This window comes from Kribbella sp. NBC_00889 (genome assembly GCF_045207705.1).
Classification (GTDB): domain Bacteria; phylum Actinomycetota; class Actinomycetes; order Propionibacteriales; family Kribbellaceae; genus Kribbella.
The window spans coordinates 3971211-3988694 of record NZ_CP108783.1; the positions used below are offsets into that span (position 1 = coordinate 3971211).

Annotated in this window: 15 protein-coding genes; 4 read left to right on the forward strand and 11 right to left on the reverse strand. The window is 68.4% G+C overall.

Annotation, left to right across the window (positions count from 1 at the left end; genetic code table 11):
- Nucleotides 1-3: 3 nt before the first annotated feature.
- The 3 genes from OG817_RS19350 to OG817_RS19360 all read right to left on the reverse strand — a co-directional run bounded on the left by OG817_RS19350 (nucleotide 4) and on the right by OG817_RS19360 (nucleotide 3600).
- A complete protein-coding gene (locus OG817_RS19350) occupies nucleotides 4-1698 on the reverse strand; it encodes a ribonuclease J (protein ID WP_131351645.1) in 1695 nt (564 codons plus the stop codon).
- On the reverse strand, nucleotides 1695-2609 hold the full coding sequence (dapA, locus tag OG817_RS19355; protein ID WP_396389616.1) for a 4-hydroxy-tetrahydrodipicolinate synthase: 915 nt from the start codon (nucleotides 2607-2609) through the stop codon (nucleotides 1695-1697). The genes OG817_RS19350 and dapA overlap by 4 nt, the downstream gene beginning before the upstream one ends.
- Before the next feature lie 199 nt (nucleotides 2610-2808).
- Complete coding sequence (locus tag OG817_RS19360; RefSeq protein WP_406056523.1) at nucleotides 2809-3600, reverse strand: metal-dependent hydrolase; 792 nt, start codon at nucleotides 3598-3600, stop codon at nucleotides 2809-2811.
- A gap of 126 nt (nucleotides 3601-3726) precedes the next feature.
- On the opposite strand from OG817_RS19360, the gene argG reads away from it, so the two are divergent.
- Nucleotides 3727-5160 carry an argininosuccinate synthase gene (gene argG, locus OG817_RS19365; RefSeq protein WP_406056525.1) on the forward strand — a complete coding sequence of 478 codons (1434 nt, stop codon included), beginning with the start codon at nucleotides 3727-3729 and terminating at the stop codon, nucleotides 5158-5160.
- Nucleotides 5161-5721: 561 nt separating this feature from the next.
- Here argG and OG817_RS19370 read toward each other — a convergent pair.
- The 6 genes from OG817_RS19370 to paaA are packed head-to-tail and all read right to left on the reverse strand — an operon-like array spanning nucleotide 5722 to nucleotide 9916.
- Nucleotides 5722-6399, reverse strand: a complete 678-nt coding sequence (locus tag OG817_RS19370) for an alpha/beta fold hydrolase (protein WP_406056527.1) — start codon at nucleotides 6397-6399, stop codon at nucleotides 5722-5724.
- 25 nt (nucleotides 6400-6424) lie between these two features.
- Nucleotides 6425-7513, reverse strand: coding sequence for a 1,2-phenylacetyl-CoA epoxidase subunit PaaE (gene paaE, locus OG817_RS19375; protein WP_406056529.1), 1089 nt, complete (start codon nucleotides 7511-7513; stop codon nucleotides 6425-6427).
- A complete protein-coding gene (gene paaD, locus OG817_RS19380) occupies nucleotides 7514-7993 on the reverse strand; it encodes a 1,2-phenylacetyl-CoA epoxidase subunit PaaD (protein WP_406056531.1) in 480 nt (159 codons plus the stop codon). It lies immediately after the preceding gene.
- Nucleotides 7987-8727 (reverse strand): 1,2-phenylacetyl-CoA epoxidase subunit PaaC, encoded by a 741-nt coding sequence (paaC, locus tag OG817_RS19385; RefSeq protein WP_406056533.1) that lies wholly within the window; start codon nucleotides 8725-8727, stop codon nucleotides 7987-7989. Before paaC ends, paaD begins: the two co-directional genes overlap by 7 nt.
- Complete coding sequence (paaB, locus tag OG817_RS19390; protein ID WP_131351625.1) at nucleotides 8724-9002, reverse strand: 1,2-phenylacetyl-CoA epoxidase subunit PaaB; 279 nt, start codon at nucleotides 9000-9002, stop codon at nucleotides 8724-8726. The genes paaC and paaB overlap by 4 nt, the downstream gene beginning before the upstream one ends.
- Nucleotides 8999-9916, reverse strand: a complete 918-nt coding sequence (gene paaA / locus OG817_RS19395) for a 1,2-phenylacetyl-CoA epoxidase subunit PaaA (protein ID WP_406056536.1) — start codon at nucleotides 9914-9916, stop codon at nucleotides 8999-9001. Before paaA ends, paaB begins: the two co-directional genes overlap by 4 nt.
- A 186-nt stretch (nucleotides 9917-10102) precedes the next feature.
- On the opposite strand from paaA, the gene OG817_RS19400 reads away from it, so the two are divergent.
- Both OG817_RS19400 and OG817_RS19405 read left to right on the forward strand, forming a co-directional pair.
- Nucleotides 10103-11293 carry a DUF418 domain-containing protein gene (locus OG817_RS19400; protein ID WP_406056538.1) on the forward strand — a complete coding sequence of 397 codons (1191 nt, stop codon included), beginning with the start codon at nucleotides 10103-10105 and terminating at the stop codon, nucleotides 11291-11293.
- Between the two features lie 66 nt (nucleotides 11294-11359).
- Nucleotides 11360-11965 carry a GNAT family N-acetyltransferase gene (locus OG817_RS19405; protein WP_396389606.1) on the forward strand — a complete coding sequence of 202 codons (606 nt, stop codon included), beginning with the start codon at nucleotides 11360-11362 and terminating at the stop codon, nucleotides 11963-11965.
- Nucleotides 11966-11991: 26 nt separating this feature from the next.
- Here OG817_RS19405 and OG817_RS19410 read toward each other — a convergent pair whose 3' ends face one another.
- The gene (locus tag OG817_RS19410; protein ID WP_406056540.1) at nucleotides 11992-12564 is read right to left on the reverse strand and encodes a DinB family protein; all 573 of its coding nucleotides are present in this window, start codon (nucleotides 12562-12564) and stop codon (nucleotides 11992-11994) included.
- Between the two features lie 172 nt (nucleotides 12565-12736).
- On the opposite strand from OG817_RS19410, the gene OG817_RS19415 reads away from it, so the two are divergent.
- Nucleotides 12737-14467 carry an alpha/beta hydrolase gene (locus tag OG817_RS19415; RefSeq protein WP_406056542.1) on the forward strand — a complete coding sequence of 577 codons (1731 nt, stop codon included), beginning with the start codon at nucleotides 12737-12739 and terminating at the stop codon, nucleotides 14465-14467.
- Between the two features lie 465 nt (nucleotides 14468-14932).
- Here OG817_RS19415 and OG817_RS19420 read toward each other — a convergent pair whose 3' ends face one another.
- Nucleotides 14933-17446: an ATP-binding protein gene (locus tag OG817_RS19420; protein WP_406056544.1), complete on the reverse strand. Its 2514-nt coding sequence runs from the start codon at nucleotides 17444-17446 to the stop codon at nucleotides 14933-14935.
- Between the last annotated feature and the right edge of the window lie 38 nt (nucleotides 17447-17484).

Here is a 17484-nt window from a genome sequence, read left to right on the forward strand (position 1 = left end):
TGCTCAGCTCTCGACGACGACCGGGATGATCATCGGGCGGCGGCGGTGGGTGTCACTGACCCACTTGCCCACCACCCGCCGGATCACCTGCTGCAGCTGGTACATGTCGTCCACACCGCCGCCGATCGCCTTCTCGATCTCCGCCTCGATCCGCGGCTTCAGGTCGTCGAAGACACTGTCGTCCTCGACGAACCCGCGCGCCTGGATCTCCGGCCCGGCAGTCAGTTTGCCGGTGACCGAGTCCATCACGGCGATGACCGAGATGAAACCCTCGTCGCCGAGGATCCGGCGGTCCTTCAGCGAGGTCTCGGTGACGTCGCCGACGGTCGAGCCGTCGACGAAGACGTACCCGCAGTCGACCTTGCCGGCCACGACGGCCTTGCGGTCGATCAGATCGACCACGACGCCGTCCTCGACCACGACCACGTTCTCCCGCGGTACGCCGGTCTGGATCGCGAGGTCGGCGTTCGCGTGCAGGTGCCGGATCTCGCCGTGCACAGGCATCACGTTGCGCGGCTTGACGATGTTGTAGCAGTAGAGCAGCTCGCCGGCGCTGGCGTGACCGGACACGTGCACCAGCGCGTTGCCCTTGTGGATCACGTTCGCCCCGTGCCGGGTCAGGCCGTTGATCACCCGGTAGACCGAGTTCTCGTTGCCCGGGATCAGGGACGACGCCAGTACGACGGTGTCCCCCGGCTGGATCTGGACCACGTGGTGGTCGTTGGCCGCGATCCGCGACAGCGCCGACATCGGCTCACCCTGCGAACCGGTCGAGACCAGCACGACCTGTTCCGGAGGGTAGTTGTCCAGCTCGCGCATGTCGATCAGCGTGTCACCGGGCACGTTCAGGAAGCCGAGGTCACGGGCCACACCCATGTTGCGCACCATCGAGCGGCCGACGTACGCGACCTTGCGGCGGTGCTTCACCGCGGCGTCCATCACCTGCTGGACGCGGTGCACGTGCGAGGCGAAACAGGCGACGATGATGCGCTGGTTCCTCGCGTTGGTGAAGACCCGGTCCAGCACCGGCGCGATGTCGCGCTCGTGCGTGGTGAAGCCGGGCACCTCGGAGTTGGTGGAGTCGACGCAGAACAGGTCCACGCCCTCCTCGCCGAGCCGCGCGAACGCACGCAGGTCGGTGATCCGGTTGTCCAGCGGCAGCTGGTCCATCTTGAAGTCGCCGGTGTGCAGCACCATGCCGGCCGGCGTCCGGATCGCCACCGCGAGCGCGTCCGGGATCGAGTGGTTGACCGCGATGAACTCGCAGACGAACGGGCCGATCTGGAGCTTCTCGCCTTCGACCACGGTCTGCTGCGGCACGTTGCGGTGCCGGTGCTCCTTGAGCTTGCCCTCCAGCAACGCGAGCGTGAGCTGCGAACCGATGACCGGGATGTCACCCCGCTCACGCAGCAGGTAGGGCAAGCCTCCGATGTGGTCCTCGTGGCCGTGGGTCAGAACCACCGCGACGATGTCGTCGAGGCGATCCCGGATCGGCTGGAAGTCCGGCAGGATCAGGTCCACGCCGGGCTGGTTCTCGTCCGGGAACAGTACGCCGCAGTCGACGACCAGCAGCTTCCCGTCGTACTCGAAGACCGTCATGTTCCGGCCGACCTCGCCGAGGCCGCCGAGCGGGATGACCCGCAAAGCGCCCGGCGTCAGAGGTCCGGGCGCGTCGAGATCTGGGTGGGGATGGCTCATGCAATCAGTCCTGCCGTCTTGAGGTCGGTGGTGAGCCAGTCCACTTGCTCCGCGGTCGCCTCAATCAACGGCGACCGGAGTGTCGCGTGCTCGATGACGCCGGCCAGCTTGAGCGCGGCCTTCACCATGATGGCGCCCTGGGTCCTGGTCATGATCGCCTCGACGGCAGGCACCACCCGTCGGTCGATCTCTCGTGCGGTGGCGAGGTCGCCGGCCACCACGGCGTCGATCAGTTGCCGGTACGGCTCACTCGCGACATGCGCGACGACGCTGGCGATACCCACCGCGCCGATCGCGAGCCAGGCGAGATTCAGCTCGTCCGCACCGCAGTAGTAGAACAGATCGGTGTTCGCCAGCACCTTGGTGGCCCCGGCCACGTCGCCCTTTGCGTCCTTCACCGCAACGATCCGCGGGTGCTCGGCGAGCGCGATCAGCGTCTCGGTCTTCACCTCCACGCCGGCCCGGCCGGGGATGTCGTAGACCATGTTCGGAAGGCCGGTGGCGTCGGCGACCGCGGTGAAGTGCGCGCGCAGCCCGTCCTGCGGAGGCTTGTTGTAGTACGGCGTGACGACCAGGAGCCCATCGGCGCCCGCGGCTTCGGCCTGCTTCGCGCACTCGATCGTGTGCGCGGTGTCGTTGGTGCCGACCCCGGCGATCACCTTGGCCCGGTCACCGACCGCGTCGAGCACCGCCTTGACGAGCTGGACCTTCTCCGCGTCGGAGGTGGTCGGCGCCTCGCCGGTGGTCCCGTTGATCACCAGCGCGTCGTTGCCGCGGTCGACCAGATAGGTGGCCACCTTCTGCGCGGCCTCGAGATCGAGCGCCCCATCGGGCCGGAACGGGGTGACCATGGCCGTCGTCAGGCGGCCGAAGGGCGGCGCCGACGAGGCAGAAGAATCTGGCGAGGACATGGGGCTCAGATTACCGCTCCGAAGCCTCGGGGAAATGAGTAGGCCTGATAGCTGTCCGCTCGGGGGTCCGGGCAGCTACCAGGCTCACTCGTCCTATCGGGCCGGGCCCAGCAGTCGTTACAGCTTCGACCAAAAAAGTCCGGAAAAAATTCTGCGAATACTCTCGGTAGTTTCAGGCTTGCGCACCGTCGAGGATTCATCATCGACCGGCCAGCCAGATCGAGGTGGCGTCGAAGAGTCGCTCCACTGCTTGGACCGCGCCAGGGAGCAGCAGTACGCCGCCGGCCAGGAGCAACGGCGCAATGAGAATGCGCTCGACCCAGCCGCCGGTGCGGAAGCGCAGTGGACGCGGGAGCCGGATCTCGTACCAGGTCTCGCCGCGGATCGGCAGCGGCCACAACCACGGGCAACCGGAGCGGGTCAGGCTGTCACCAAGGCAATGCGTGAACATGCCGAGCGACACCGCGACACCGATCCACCCGCCGATCCCGGTCAGACCCGCTTGTACGGCGTCCGCGGTCGACGTGCCGGGGACCGCCGTACCCAGGACTGACCAGCCGACGGCTGCGAGGACCGCGATGATCAGCCAGTCGCCCAGCACGTGCGCAGCCAGGAGGAGTCCGGTCGCGGCGATGGCGAGCACAGCCCACTTCCCTCGGTCGCCGAGGCTTGCCGCGAGTACGCCGAGCAGGATCGCGGCAGCCAGGGTGTGCGTGGCGTGGCGGTGCTTCCCGGTGCTGTCCTCGTCCCGTGGTCCCTTGGTGAGGTTGTAGAGCAGACCCGAGAACGTGCGGATCATCGCGGACACCAGTCCGGTCACGGGACCGAGCAGCCGGGACGCGCTCGCACCTGGGTGATCGAGGTCGGGGACGAGCGCGTAGCCGGCCGTGGCCGCCGCGAACGGCACCACCTCCGCCACCGACGTCAGACCCACCAGCGGTGCGGCCGCCAGTCCCAGGCACCACCCCGACAGGGCATGCGACCGACCCATCACGTGCGCCTCACCACTCCCTCACTCCGGCAACGACTCATCCTTTCAATGCGGATCCCGCCCGCCCGGGAGGCTCGCCAACGACACTGTTTTGCATAATCATGCAGAGGGGTGCATACTTTTCCTGTGTCCAAGGTGCTTACGTCATTGCCGGTTGGTGAGCGGGTCGGGATCGCGTTCTCGGGAGGTCTCGACACGTCCGTCGCGGTCGCGTGGATGCGCGACAAGGGAGCGGTGCCCTGCACATACACCGCCGACCTCGGTCAGTACGACGAGCCCGACATCGCCTCGGTCCCCGGCCGAGCTGCGGCGTACGGCGCGGAGATCACCCGCCTGGTCGACTGCCGGGCGGCGCTGGTCGAGGAAGGGCTGGCCGCGCTGGCCTGCGGTGCGTTCCACATCCGGTCGGCCGGGCGGACGTACTTCAACACCACCCCGATCGGGCGGGCTGTCACCGGCACGCTGCTGGTCCGGGCGATGCTTGACGACGACGTCCAGATCTGGGGCGACGGGTCGACGTTCAAGGGCAACGACATCGAGCGGTTCTACCGCTACGGCCTGCTGGCGAACCCGCAGCTGCGGATCTACAAGCCGTGGCTGGACGCGCAGTTCGTGCATGAGCTGGGCGGGCGCAAGGAGATGTCGGAGTGGCTGGTCACGCACCAGCTGCCGTACCGGGACAGCACCGACAAGGCCTACTCCACCGACGCCAACATCTGGGGCGCCACCCACGAGGCGAAGACGCTGGAGCACCTCGACACCGGGATCGAGAACGTCGACCCGATCATGGGTGTGAAGCACTGGGATCCGGAGGTCGAGATCCTGCCTGAGGAGGTCTCGATCGGCTTCGAGCAGGGCCGGCCGGTGACCATCAACGGCAAGGAGTTCGGCTCCGCGGTCGACCTGGTGCTGGAGGCGAACGCGATCGGCGGCCGGCACGGTCTGGGGATGTCGGACCAGATCGAGAACCGGGTGATCGAGGCGAAGAGCCGCGGCATCTACGAGGCACCCGGGATGGCGCTGCTGCACGCCGGGTACGAACGGCTCGTCAACGCGATCCACAACGAGGACACGCTGGCGAACTACCAGAACGAGGGACGGCGGCTCGGCCGGCTGATGTACGAAGGCCGCTGGCTTGACCCGCAGTCGCTGATGCTGCGGGAGTCCCTGCAGCGGTGGGTCGGTACGGCGGTGACCGGTGAGGTCACGCTGCGGCTCCGGCGGGGCGAGGACTACTCGATCCTCGACACCACCGGCCCGGCGCTCAGCTACCACCCGGACAAGCTGTCGATGGAGCGGATCGAGGACTCGGCCTTCGGCCCGGTCGACCGGATCGGTCAGCTGACGATGCGGAACCTGGACATCGCCGACTCCCGCTCCAAGCTCGAGCAGTACGCCGGCCTCGGCATGTTCGGCAGCTCGAACCCGGCGCTCGCCTCCTCCACCGACCTCATCGGCGCGATGCCCACTGGCGGAGCCGAAGCCATCGCCTCCCGAGGCGAAGCCACCGAAGAAGACGAACTCCTCGACCGCGCCGCCATGGAATCCGGCACCGACTGACTCGATCCCGTACCGCCGTCTGATGGGCTGACCCACCACACCGCGGGTCCACCCACCGCACGCGGCCGGCCAACCCACCGGCGCATGGGCTCACCCACCACACCGCGGGTCCACCCACCGCACGCGGCCGGCCAACCCACCGGCGCATGGGCTCACCCACCAGACGGTCGGTTCACCCACCGCAGACGGCCGGCCAACCCACCGGCGCATGGGCTCACCCACCACACCGCGGGTCCACCCACCGCAGACGGCCGGCCAACCCACCGGCGCCTGGGCTCACCCACCACACCGCGGGTCCACCCACCGCACGCGGCCGGCCAACCCACCGGCGCATGGGCTCACCCACCACACCGCGGGTCCACCCACCGCACGCGGCCGGCCAACCCACCGGCGCATGGGCTGACCCACCACACCGCGGGTCCACCCACCGCACGCGGCCGGCCAACCCACCGGCGCATGGGCTGACCCACCAGAGCGCGGGTTCACCCACCGCACGCGGCTGGCCGACCCACGGGCGCGCGGGCTGACCCACCAGACGGCGCGCTCCCCGCAGTTGGGTGGTCAGGTGGGGTGGTGGGTGGTGACGGCGTTCAGGAACTCGGTGGGGCGGGTTTGGTGGACCACGTGGCCGGCGCCTTCGATGGTGGTCAGGGTGGCGTCGGGGATGCGGCGGGCGACTTCGGGGAGCACGTGTGGCGGGACGGGGCTGGTCGAGCCGCCGCTGATGACCAGGGTCGGGGCGGAGATGCTCGGCAGGTCTGCCCACCAGGCGGGATCCGGTTCGGCGAGCTGACGGAAGATCGCCACGAAGCAGTCCCAGTCGTAGTCGAGCTCGCCGTCGGGTCGCGGAGGCACGGTCCAGTCGCCCTCGCCGTCCGGCGGCGGGCTGTCGACCAGGACCAGCCCTGTGAGCCGTTCGGAGTGCTGCTCGGCGAAGATCGCCGCGACGCTGCCACCCATCGAATGACCGACCAGCAGGAACTTGTGCAGCCCGAGCCGGTCCACGAACTCGAGCACGTCGTCACGCATCGCCTCGAACGAGTACTCCGTTGTTCGCGCACTCGCTCCGTGCCCGCGCTGATCCAGCGCGAAGACTCGCCACCGCTCGGCCAGCCCTGGCGTCACCGGCTCCCAGGTCGCCGAACTGGATCGCAGGCCGTGCAGCAGCACCATCGGTGGTGCCGACGGATCGCCGGTCTCGACGTACTCGAATTCACCTGCGGACAGAGCGACTCGCATGCCGTCATCCAAACCCGGCGGAGGGTCAGGCGTCGTAGTCGAGGGTGACGGTGGGGGTGGTGGGGTGGGACTGGCAGGTCAGGACGTAGCCAGCGCGGATCTCGTCGGGTTCCAGGGCCCAGTTGGTGTCCATGCGGACGGAGCCCTCGAGGACCTTGGCCCGGCAGGTGCCGCAGACGCCGCCTTTGCAGGCGAAGGGGGCGTCGGAGCGGACGGCGAGGGTTGCGTCGAGGACTGCCTTCGAGTGCTCGGCCAGCGGGAACGTCGAGCGACGGCCGTCGAGGATGACCGTTACCTGAGCCGCGTTCTCGTCGGTGGGAGCCTCCTCGACCGGAGCCGCCGGAGCCTCGTCGCCGACGTGGAAGAGCTCGGCGTGCACATGCTCGCGCGCCACGCCCTTCCCAAGCAACAACTCCTGCGCGCCGACGACCATCGCGTACGGACCGCAGAGGAACCACTCGTCCACGGACTCGAGCGGCAGGATCGTCGCGAACATCCGTCCCAGCCGGTCCGCGTCGATCCGCCCGCTGAACAGCTCCACCTCGGTCGACTCGCGCGACAACACGTGCACCAGATGGAACCGCTCGGCGTACCGATCCTTGAGGTCGGCGAGTTCGTCCGCGAACATCACCGATCCTGCGGTCCGGTTGCCGTAGAGCAGAGTCACGCGCGACGACGATTCGACCGACAAGATCGTCGCGACCAGCGACAGGACCGGCGTGATTCCACTGCCAGCGGCCACGAAGGCGTAGTGCTTCGCGTTCGCCGGATCGAGCGTCGTACCGAACCGGCCGAGCGGCGTCATCACCTCGAGCTCGTCGCCGACCTTCAACCCGTTCGCCGCGTACGCCGAGAACTCGCCCCCGGGGATCCGCTTCACGCCGATCCGCAACACGCCCGAACCGGCCCCCGAGCAGATCGAGTAGCTGCGGCGTACCTCCTCACCAGCACGGCGGATGGTGAGATGCTGCCCGGCACTGAACTCGTACTCCTCCGCCAACTCCGGCGGCACCTCGAACGTGATCGCCACCGAGTCGTCGGTGATCGCCTCGATCGCCGCCACCTTCAACGGGTGGAAGACGGCCCGTCGGCGCGGCGCCACAGTCGTCGTCATCTAGATCGCCTTGAAGTGATCGAAGGGTTCGCGGCACGAGTTGCACCGCCACAGCGACTTGCACGAGGTCGACCCGAAGTGGCTCAACTCGGTCGTGTCCGGCGACCCGCACAACGGGCACCGCACAGTCAGACTCAGCATCACCGGACCACCAACGGCGCGGCGCCCGGTCGGCGGAGCGATCCCGTACTCGGTGAGCTTCGCCTTGCCCGACTCACTCATCCAGTCCGTAGTCCAGGCCGGCGACAACACGGTCTCGACCCGGCCGTCCACCTGCAGCGCCTGAAGCGCGAGCTCCACCTCATGCCGGATCAGATCCATCGCCGGACAGCCGGAGTACGTCGGTGTGATCGTGACAACGACCTCATCGCCCTCGTGCCGCACACCCCGCAGCACACCGAGGTCAGCGATCGTCAGCACCGGTACCTCAGGATCAGCGACCTCGCCCACTGCTTCGAGGATCGCGGTGTCGGTCACCATGTCGCCCCCGGGTGCGAGCGAGCCACATGCTGCAGTTCCGCGAGCAGATATCCCAGATGCTCCGTGTGCCGACCCTCACGGCCACCACTGTGCTGGTACGACGCGTCCGGCCGGCTGCACGTCGATTCGTCGACGACAGCCATCACCCGGCGCGTCCACTCGTCCTGCAGCGTCCCCGGATCCACTGCGACCGTGAGACGACGTACGAGCTCGTCGGACTCGAACATCTCGGCGGTGTAAGGCCAGAGTGCGTCCAGCGCCTGCTCCATCCGGCGGTGGCTCTCCTCGGTGCCGTCGCCGAGGCGCAGCACCCACTGGGTCGCGTGGTCGACGTGGTGCGCGACCTCCTTGACCGCCTTACCGGCCACACCGGCCAACTGCTCGTCGTCACAGCCCCGAAGCTCGTCGTACAGCAGGTGCTGGTACGTCGCGAAGTACAGCAACCGAGCCATCGCGTAGGCGAAGTCGCCGTTCGGCAGTTCGCACATCTGCAGGTTGAGGAAGTCGCGCTCGTCCCGGAGGTACGCGAGATCGTCCTCCGAGCGTCCGGCACCCTCGACCGTACCGGCGTACTGCAGCAGGGACCGGGCCTGGCCGAGCTGGTCCAGACCGATGTTGCCGAGGGCAACGTCTTCCTCGAGCTGCGGCGCGGCCGCGATCCACTCGGCAGTCCGCTGCGCGGAGATCAGCGCGTCGTCGCCGAGGCGGAGCGTGTAGACGAAGAGGTCGTTCACAGATGCTCGACGCCTTCCGGGACCTGGTAGAAGGTCGGGTGCCGGTAGACCTTGTCGCCGGCCGGGTCGAAGAACTCGTCCTTCTCGTCCGGGCTGGACGCGGTGATGTCGGCGGCCCGCACCACCCAGATCGACACGCCTTCCTGGCGGCGGGTGTAGACGTCGCGCGCGTTCCGCAGCGCCATCGTCGCGTCAGGAGCGTGCAGACTGCCGACGTGTGTGTGCGACAGCCCACGACGAGACCTGACGAACACCTCCCACAGTGGCTCGATCATGCCGCCCGCACCGCCTTCTTGGCCGCGTACGCCGCAGCCGCCTCACGGACCCAGGCGCCGTCCTCGTGCGCCTTGACCCGGTGCGCGAGCCGCTGCTCGTTGCACGGACCGTTGCCCTTCACCACGTCGTACAACTCGGTGTAGTCCGGCTCGCTGAAGCGGTAGCGCCCGGACTCCTCGTCGTACGACAGTCCGTCGTCAGGCACGCGAATCCCCAGTACGTCGGCCTGCGGGACGGTCATGTCGACGAAGCGCTGGCGCAGTTCGTCGTTGCTGTGCCGCTTGATCCCCCACGCCATCGACTGCTCCGAGTGCGTCGACGCGGAGTCCGGCGGCCCGAACATCATCAGCGACGGCCACCACCAGCGGTCCAACGCGTCCTGGGCCATCGCCTTCTGCCCATCGGTGCCGTTGCACAGCGTGTGCAGGATCTCGAAGCCCTGCCGCTGGTGGAACGACTCCTCCTTGCAGACCCGCACCATGGCCCGCGCGTACGGCCCGTACGAGCAGCGGCACAGCGGCACCTGGTTGACGATCGCGGCACCGTCGACGAGCCAGCCGATCGCGCCGATGTCGGCCCAGGTCAGCGTCGGGTAGTTGAAGATGCTGGAGTACTTCTGCTTCCCGCTGTGCAGCAGGTCGAGCAGGTCGGCCCGGTCCACACCGAGGGTCTCGGCGGCGGCGTACAGGTAGAGACCGTGGCCGGCCTCGTCCTGCACCTTGGCCATCAGGATCGCCTTGCGGCGCAGCGACGGCGCGCGACTGATCCAGTTGCCCTCCGGCTGCATGCCGATGATCTCGGAGTGCGCGTGCTGCGCGATCTGCCGGATCAGGGTCTTGCGATACCCCTCCGGCATCGCGTCCCGCGGCTCGATCCGGCCGTCGGCGTCGATGGTCGCCTGGAAGCTGTCCATGCCGGTCAGCATAGCCGAGATGTGACACTTTCTCGCCAGATCAACGTTAAGTGTCACAAAGTCGGACGCGGTGGTGCTAGGTCCACCCCGGGAAGTGGTGACAACGCGCTGGGTGCGGCCGTCGCGGCAGGCGAGGATTTCGAGTAACAGCTCAAGGACTACACAGTTTCTCGAAAGGGTGTCCCCGTGACTACGCAGACTCTCCCGGCCGTCGATCACCGCGGACCGGTCTCCGGCAAGGAGCGCGCCCTCGCGCCCGACCTGATCCGCGGCGCGATGCTGCTGCTGATCGGGATCGCCAACGCCGCCAACTTCGCCTTCGCCGGCCAGCCCGGTGTGGAAAGCGCGCCGCACGGCCTCGAGCGGCTGCTGAACTTCGTCAAGCTCACCTTCGTGGACGCCCGGGCCTACCCGGTGTTCGCGGTGATGTTCGGCTACGGCCTCGTCCAACTCGCCCGGCGCCAGCGCTCGTCCGGCGCAACCACCGGCGCCGTCCGGCGGATCCTGCTGAAGCGGAACACGTGGCTGGTCGGCTTCGGCCTGGTACACGCGACGCTGCTGTACTTCGGCGACTTCCTCGGCGCGTACGGCATCGTCGGGATCATCTGCACGCTGTTCCTGCTCAACCGCGGCGACAAGTTCCACCGGATCGTCCTCGGCATCTGGGTCTTCGAGGCCCTCTATGTGTTGACCACCGCAGTCCAGGCCGTCATCGCCGGACTGAACAGCTCTGGCCCGGCGCACGCGCTGACCAACGAGCCGAACCCGTCGCTGGCCGCGGCGTCGTACGGCGCCGGCCTGGTCGACCGGCTGCACGAGTACCCGCTGCACACCGCCAGCGTGGTCGGATTCATCATCGTCGTCTGGCTGGGCATCTGGGCCGCCCGAAAGCAGATCCTGGAGAACCCGGCCGCGCACCGCACCCTGCTGACCCGCGTCGCCGCCGTCTGCATGGGCTTCACGATCCTCGGCGGCCTGCCGCTCGCTCTGGTCGGCGCCGGCTGGCTGCACGTCGACAAGGCCGCGGTCGACGCCATGAGCAACCTCTCGCACGTCAGCGGCATGTTCGGCGGTCCCGGGTACGTCGCTCTGTTCGGTCTGCTGGTCTCGCGCATCACCACGCTGTCGCTGCCGGTCCGGGCGATCTCCTCGCTGGGTCAGCGGTCGCTGTCGGGCTACCTGTTCCAGTCGGTCTCGTGGATGGTGCTGCTGGCGCCCTTCACCCTGGACCTCGGTCACCGCTTCGGCAGCACGGCGTACACCGCCTTCGGGTGCGCGGTCGCGGTGTGGATCGTGTCGGTGCTCGGCGCCTACGCGATGACGAAGCGGTCCTACCGTGGGCCGGCGGAGAACTTGCTGCGGCGGCTCGTGTACTGACCCCTCACCTGTTGCCGGCCGGACCTGGTGTCCGGCCGGCAACACTGTCTTGCGAGGATTGTGGATATGAGTGACTTCGGCGTACCGGAACCCGCCAACCTGTCGGAGCTGTCCGGTGAGAGCCCGGTGGCGGAGACGAGCGTGCGGCTGGCCCTTCCGGCCGAGGCCAACGAGATCGGCGAGATCCAGGTCGCCGCCTGGCGTGCGTCGTACGCCGGTCTGCTGCCGGCCGACGTGCTGGCCGACCTCAACCCCGCGCAGTTCGCCGCTCAGTGGCGGGCCGCGCTGCTCGCTCCGGGCGAGGCGCGCAACCGGGTCATGGTCGCGCTGGCCGGCCGGACGCTCGTCGGCTTCGCCGCGATCACTCCGTCGGACGACCCGGACGCGGACCCACAGCGCGATGCGTTGATCGCCGAGCTCGCCGTCCAGCCGGACGCGACCCGCACCGGCCACGGCTCCCGGCTGCTGAACGCGGTCGTCGACACCATCCGCGCCGACGGCTTTGGCCGCGTCACGGTCTGGGTCAACTCCACCGACGACGTCCTGCGCGCCTTCTACACCGAGGCCGGCTGGGCCCCCGACGGCGCCCACCGCGAGCTGGACCTGTACGGCGACGAGTCGGTCCGCATCAAGCAGATCCGCCTCCACACCGACCCCGGCCCCACTGACTGAGCGTCACGCCAGGCACAACTCGTTCCTCAAACGCGGGCATGGCGCTCACTCCCCACTTGAGCGCGGAACAGGTCGCGGAGCAGGCAGATCTCGGCACCATGGTGCATGACCTCGCGGTTGATGTGCGTGATCAGGCCGAGCATCGGGTCGTCGGCGAAGTACGCGCCCTTCGGGCCCAGCGGGCTCCACAACGCGTCCTTGTCGAGACCGCGGATCGAGTCGTGCCAGCGCCCGTACCAATACCGCAGGAACTCGAGTCCGTCGGCCGCGGTCGCGGGGACCTCGGCCGGGATGTGACGCGGGTCGAACATGTCGGCGTCGTCCGGACCATCACCGAAGAACGCGTTCACGCGGATCGCGAAACAGCCGACCCCGATGTGCACGATCCGCCAGGCGATCGTGGTCAGCGGAGGTGGATCCGGCACCGGGTTCGTCAGCTCGTAGACCATCTGCCCGTCGTCGTCCGGCCGCACGGACCACATCCCGTCCACCGGCTCCCAGAGGTACTCCTCGTCGGTCAAACCCTGCAGTCGCGGCCAGAGGTGGACGTCCCAGTAGAACTCCAGCTGTCCGATCAGTAGGTCACCACAACCGGCCATCGACGTCTCCTCGTCTCTCGTGGGCAGAACCCTAGAAGCCCGCACCGACAGTCCGGATCGAGGCTTAGCACCTCGCGGATCCGCGACCGGCCGGGGGTGGTGCTCGACCGGGAACGGCAGGCATGACAGATTGCGACGGTCCGATTACGCAAGGCCATTCGCTGGAGTTTCCATGAAGTACCTCGCCCTGGCCATCGGTCTGGGGATGTCCGCTGCCGCCGTTCTCGTCATCCCTGGATCGGGGGCGACCGCCTCGACCGAAGCGACGACGGTGGTCGACCGGCCGCATCCCGTGGCCAACAAGTACCTGAAGCAGAGACCGGTCTGGAAGCAGTGCGGCGAGCCGTCGCTGCGGACGTACTGCGCGAAGATCACCGCGCCACGCGACTGGGCGAATCAGTACTCGGGCAACGACATCCAGCTCGCGGTCAGCAAGGTCGCACCGGCCAAGGGAAAGCCGAGCCGGGTCGTGTTCGGCAACCCAGGAGGCCCAGGTGGCGCCGGCCTCGGCATGGCGCCGTACCTGGCCGGTCAGGCGCCGCTGCAGAAGGACTTCCTCGCCGTGGGCTTCGACCCGCGCGGCACCGGTGACAGCACCAACGTCACCTGCCAGGGCGCGCCGGGCTACACGATGGACGCCCGCGACCGGGACCCCGCCAACCTCGCTCTGGTCGCCGCGGCGTCGCAGCTCAGCCAGTCGTACTGCGACCGGCAGTCGCGCGGCCTGCTGCCGTACGTGAACACCGCGCAGACCGTGCAGGACCTCGATCTGATCCGCCAACTGCTCGGCTTCGACGAGATCGACTTCGTCGGGTACTCCGGTGGGACCTGGATGGGCGCGTACTACCAGACGTACTTCCCCGAGCACGTCGGCCGGTTCGTGCTGGACTCGAACACCGACTTCACCCGGCCGTGGCTGGACACGTTCGCTGCCCAGCCACAGGCCTTCGAGCGCCGGTTCCGCGAGGACTTCGCGACCTGGGCCGCGAAGTACGACTCCAAGCTGCACCTGGGCAGCTCGGCCGGTGCGGTCCTGCGGACCTACGAACACCTCCGGCGGGACCTGAAAAAGCAGCCGGCGGTCGAGGAGTTCCTGGACGGCACGGTGAAGATCAGTTATGACCAGAACACCCTGGACCAGATCGTCTCCGGGGACATGTATACAAAGGTTGATTTCTATTCGTTGGCAATCGACCTGGCATTTCTGCGCGACCTTTCCGAAGCGCAGGCAAAAGGCGGCCCACGCGCGGCACAGAATCAGGTCGACGCTCTCTCCTTGACCCGCCAGCACGAACTGGTACGACGGGCCGCCCGGGGAACCGTCGGCCTGCCACCGATGGGTCGCGTCGTCGGTGAGGACGACGCCGAGGACGCGACCTTCACGGCAGTCACCTGCAACGACACCCCTTGGCCGCAGGGTCGCGAGTACGGCGATCAACTGGCGGCGCGACTCGGCCCGCACTACCCGTTGGTCGGCTGGACGATGAACCAGAACCCGTGCTTCTTCTGGAACCGCCCGAACCTGACCATGCCGCAACCAACCGGCAAAGGCTTGCCCACAACGCTGATGGTGCAGTCGATCCACGACCCGGCGACCAGTTACGAGCTCGCGGTCTCCGCCCACCAGCGGTACGCCGGCTCGCGGCTCGTCACCGTCACGCACGAGGGCGACCACGGGGTGTACGGCGGTGTGAACGCGTGCGCCGACACGATCGTCAACACGTTCCTCACCACCGGCAAGGCGCCCGCCAAGGACGTCACCTGCGCCGGCCACGGCATCCCGGCACCGTCGATGCCGACCCCTGGCGACGAGACCGGCGCCGGACAGCCGGAGTACGGCGACAACGCGCCGCTGCGCCGGATCGCGGGATTCACCAAAGCGGTCTCCGGATATCTGCACTGATCGCGACGAGCGTTTGAGTGCTGCCCGATGAGACAAAGAAATGCGCTGAATTCCGCCGAATTTCCCTTACCCACGGGCAGTTCCCGGTCACCGTCGGCGAAATCCGGCCGGGACTTTCGTTGTCATGACATATTTGTCAGGGCGATGTCAGGGTTCCGTCCCTGTGCGACACAGCGTGATTTCGACAACCTTGAGTCAGCGCGGAGGAACGGGGCGTCGACCGGGAGGGCTCGACGGCACGGACGTTCGCCACACGGCTTCGGCCGGCTGTGAGGTGGGGGGACTGCCTGGGGGGTCAGACAGAGACACAGCCGGCCGGGTCCGTATCCCGCGCCCCTAGATCCCTCGCGGGGTACCGTCGATCCCCCAGGTCGTGGTGCTCCGCGAGGCAACCTTCCGATCAGCAGACCTGGTGGACTGCTGATCGGTTCGTTTTGCCCGGCCGCGATCAGAGTCCGATCAAGGTCACAGCCGGCCGCTGCGGTCCGTGCTGGAAGCCGACCCCGGTGGTGGATAGCCGTCCGCCACGGCGGCGAGCGGTGCGGCCCGGCCGGCCGACCACGCGGTCCGGAAGGCCCGCCGCTCCAGCGACTCCTCGATCGCCGCCCGGGTCGAGGAGTAGTCGGGCTTCTCGATCTCCGGAATCGGTGCGCCGATCACTTCCCGCACCCCGTCCGCGGCACCGAGGAGGAAGGCGGCGTACTCACTCCTCCCCCGTTGCTGGGCGACGGACGCGAGTTCCTCGAGCACACTGGCCGACCGCCACCGATCACCCAGGTCGCGATGCTCGGCCAGACTCTCGTCGAGGAGATGGACCGCGCGCTCGGTGACACCGCGGCGCCGTTCGATGATGCCGAGCTGGTTCAGCGACCACGCGACCCCTTCGCGGTATCCGAGCCGCTGCGACAGCGCCAGACTCTCCTGCAGCAGGTCCTCGGCCCCGGTCAGGTCGCCGCGGTACTGCGCGATCGTCCCCAAGCTGATCAGTGACCATGCCAGCCCCTCACCATCACCCAGCATCCGGAAGCTGTCCCGTGCCCGCTGGCACCGCCGGGCGCCGATGTCCAGATCACCGCGTAGCCAAGCCACGAAACCGAGGTAGTTGTGCGCCCACGCCATCCCCGACCGGTCGCCGAGACTCTCGTAGAGGTCGTAACTCTGGCAGTGCAGGTCCTCCGCGGCCTCGTAGTCACCGCGTTCCCGCGCGACACCGCCCAGCCGCTGCATCACCAGCGCCGTACCGGCCGTGTCGTCGAGATCCTTGTACTGCGTCAGTGCGGTCTCCAGCCGGGCCGTCGCTGCGTCGTACTCACACTGCAGGAACGCGAGCATGCCGGCGCCAAGGTTCGCCTTCGCACAGAACGGCCCCAGTCCGTCGAGCTCGGAGGTCGGCACGTTGTGCGCAAGGGTCAGCGCACGCTCCAGCCACTGACTGCCCTCGGCGTAGTGGCCCCGCAGGTAGCAGAACGTCCACAGCGCACCGGACAGCCGCAGCGCTTCGCGGACCGAACTGGTGCGCAGCGACCAGCCCATGGCGGCACGCAGGTTGCCCAGCTCAGCGTCGAGCCGTTCGAGCCACTCTTCCTGGTTCGGACCGCGCAGCTGCCCTTCCGACTCTTCGGCCAGAGCGACGTAGAACTGCGCGTGCCGCTGCTTGGCTTCCTCTGCCACGCCGTCAGCGGCGAGGCGATCCGCGGCGAACTCACGGATCACAGCGAGCATGTAGTACCGCGCGACGTTGTTCCGCCGGATCACGCGAATCAGCGACTTGTCCACCAGGCGTCCGGTGAGGTCGAGTGCCTCGGCGCGCTCCTGCGGACCCGGCGAGGCCCGGCCAGACATGACCGTCGCCGCGGCGGGCAACGTCCATCCGCCGACGAACACCGACAGCCGGGCGAACACCTCGCGCTCGGTCGGCGTGAGCAGATCGTGGCTCCACTCGATCGCGCCGCGCATCGACTGCTGCCGCGGCGACGCCGTCCGTGAACCACCGGCGAGGATGCCGAACGAGGTCTCCAACTCGGCAGCCAGTTCCTCGATGGTCATCACGTTCGTCCGGGCCGCGGCGAGTTCGATGGCCAGCGGCATGCCCTCCAGGCGCCGGACCACCCGGGCGACCTGGTCGAGTTCGCCGTCCGGGTCGTAGCCCCGCGCGACGGCCCGCTCGACGAACAACCGCACTGCCGCCGACGACTCGATCTGGTCCTGGTCATGCGGCAGTGCCAGCGCCGGCACGACGTACACGCTCTCGCCGGGGACCCGCAGCAACTCCCGGCTGGACGTGAGGATCGACAGGTTCGGGCAGTTCTCGAGCAACACCGCACAGACCTGGCCGACGGCCGCGACGACATGGGAGCAGTTGTCGAAGACCAGCAACATCTGGTTCCGGCCGATCTGCTCGGCGATCTCCTCCGCCAGCCGGCTGCCGTCCATCGGGTGCAGTCCGGCAGACGCGGCGACCGCCGGAATGACGGCGGCAGGGTCGGTCAGTGTCGCCAGTGGAACCCAACAGACCCCGTCCTGGAAGCTGTCAGTCAGCTCATTCGCCAGGGCGGCGGTGATGCGGGTCTTGCCGACTCCGCCGGGACCGGTCAGCGTCAGCAGGCGGGTGAGGCGCTGATCCAGCAAACGTTTGGTTGCGGTCATTTCGGTGGTGCGGCCGATCAGGTTGTTCGGCGGCGCGGGCGGCTGACGCATCGGCGGCCGGGGCGACTCGGTGTCGCGGCGCGCGGCCGCGGTGAGTTGCGCGCGCTCCGGATCCTCGAGCCGCAACGCATCCGCGAGCAGCCGCAACGTATGTGCGCGCGGCGCACGCCGACGTCCCCGCTCCAAGGCCGCGATCGCATCGACACTCAGACCGGCACGCTCGGCCAGTCCCTCCTGGGACAGCCCGGCCTCTCGCCGATGCCGTCGCAGCAAACCGCCGAACCCTGCGCTCTGCATGTCGTCCGAGCCGCGGCGAGACCCGTCTGATGGCACAGGACGGCTCCACCCAGTCTCCGACCTGTGCGTGGCGG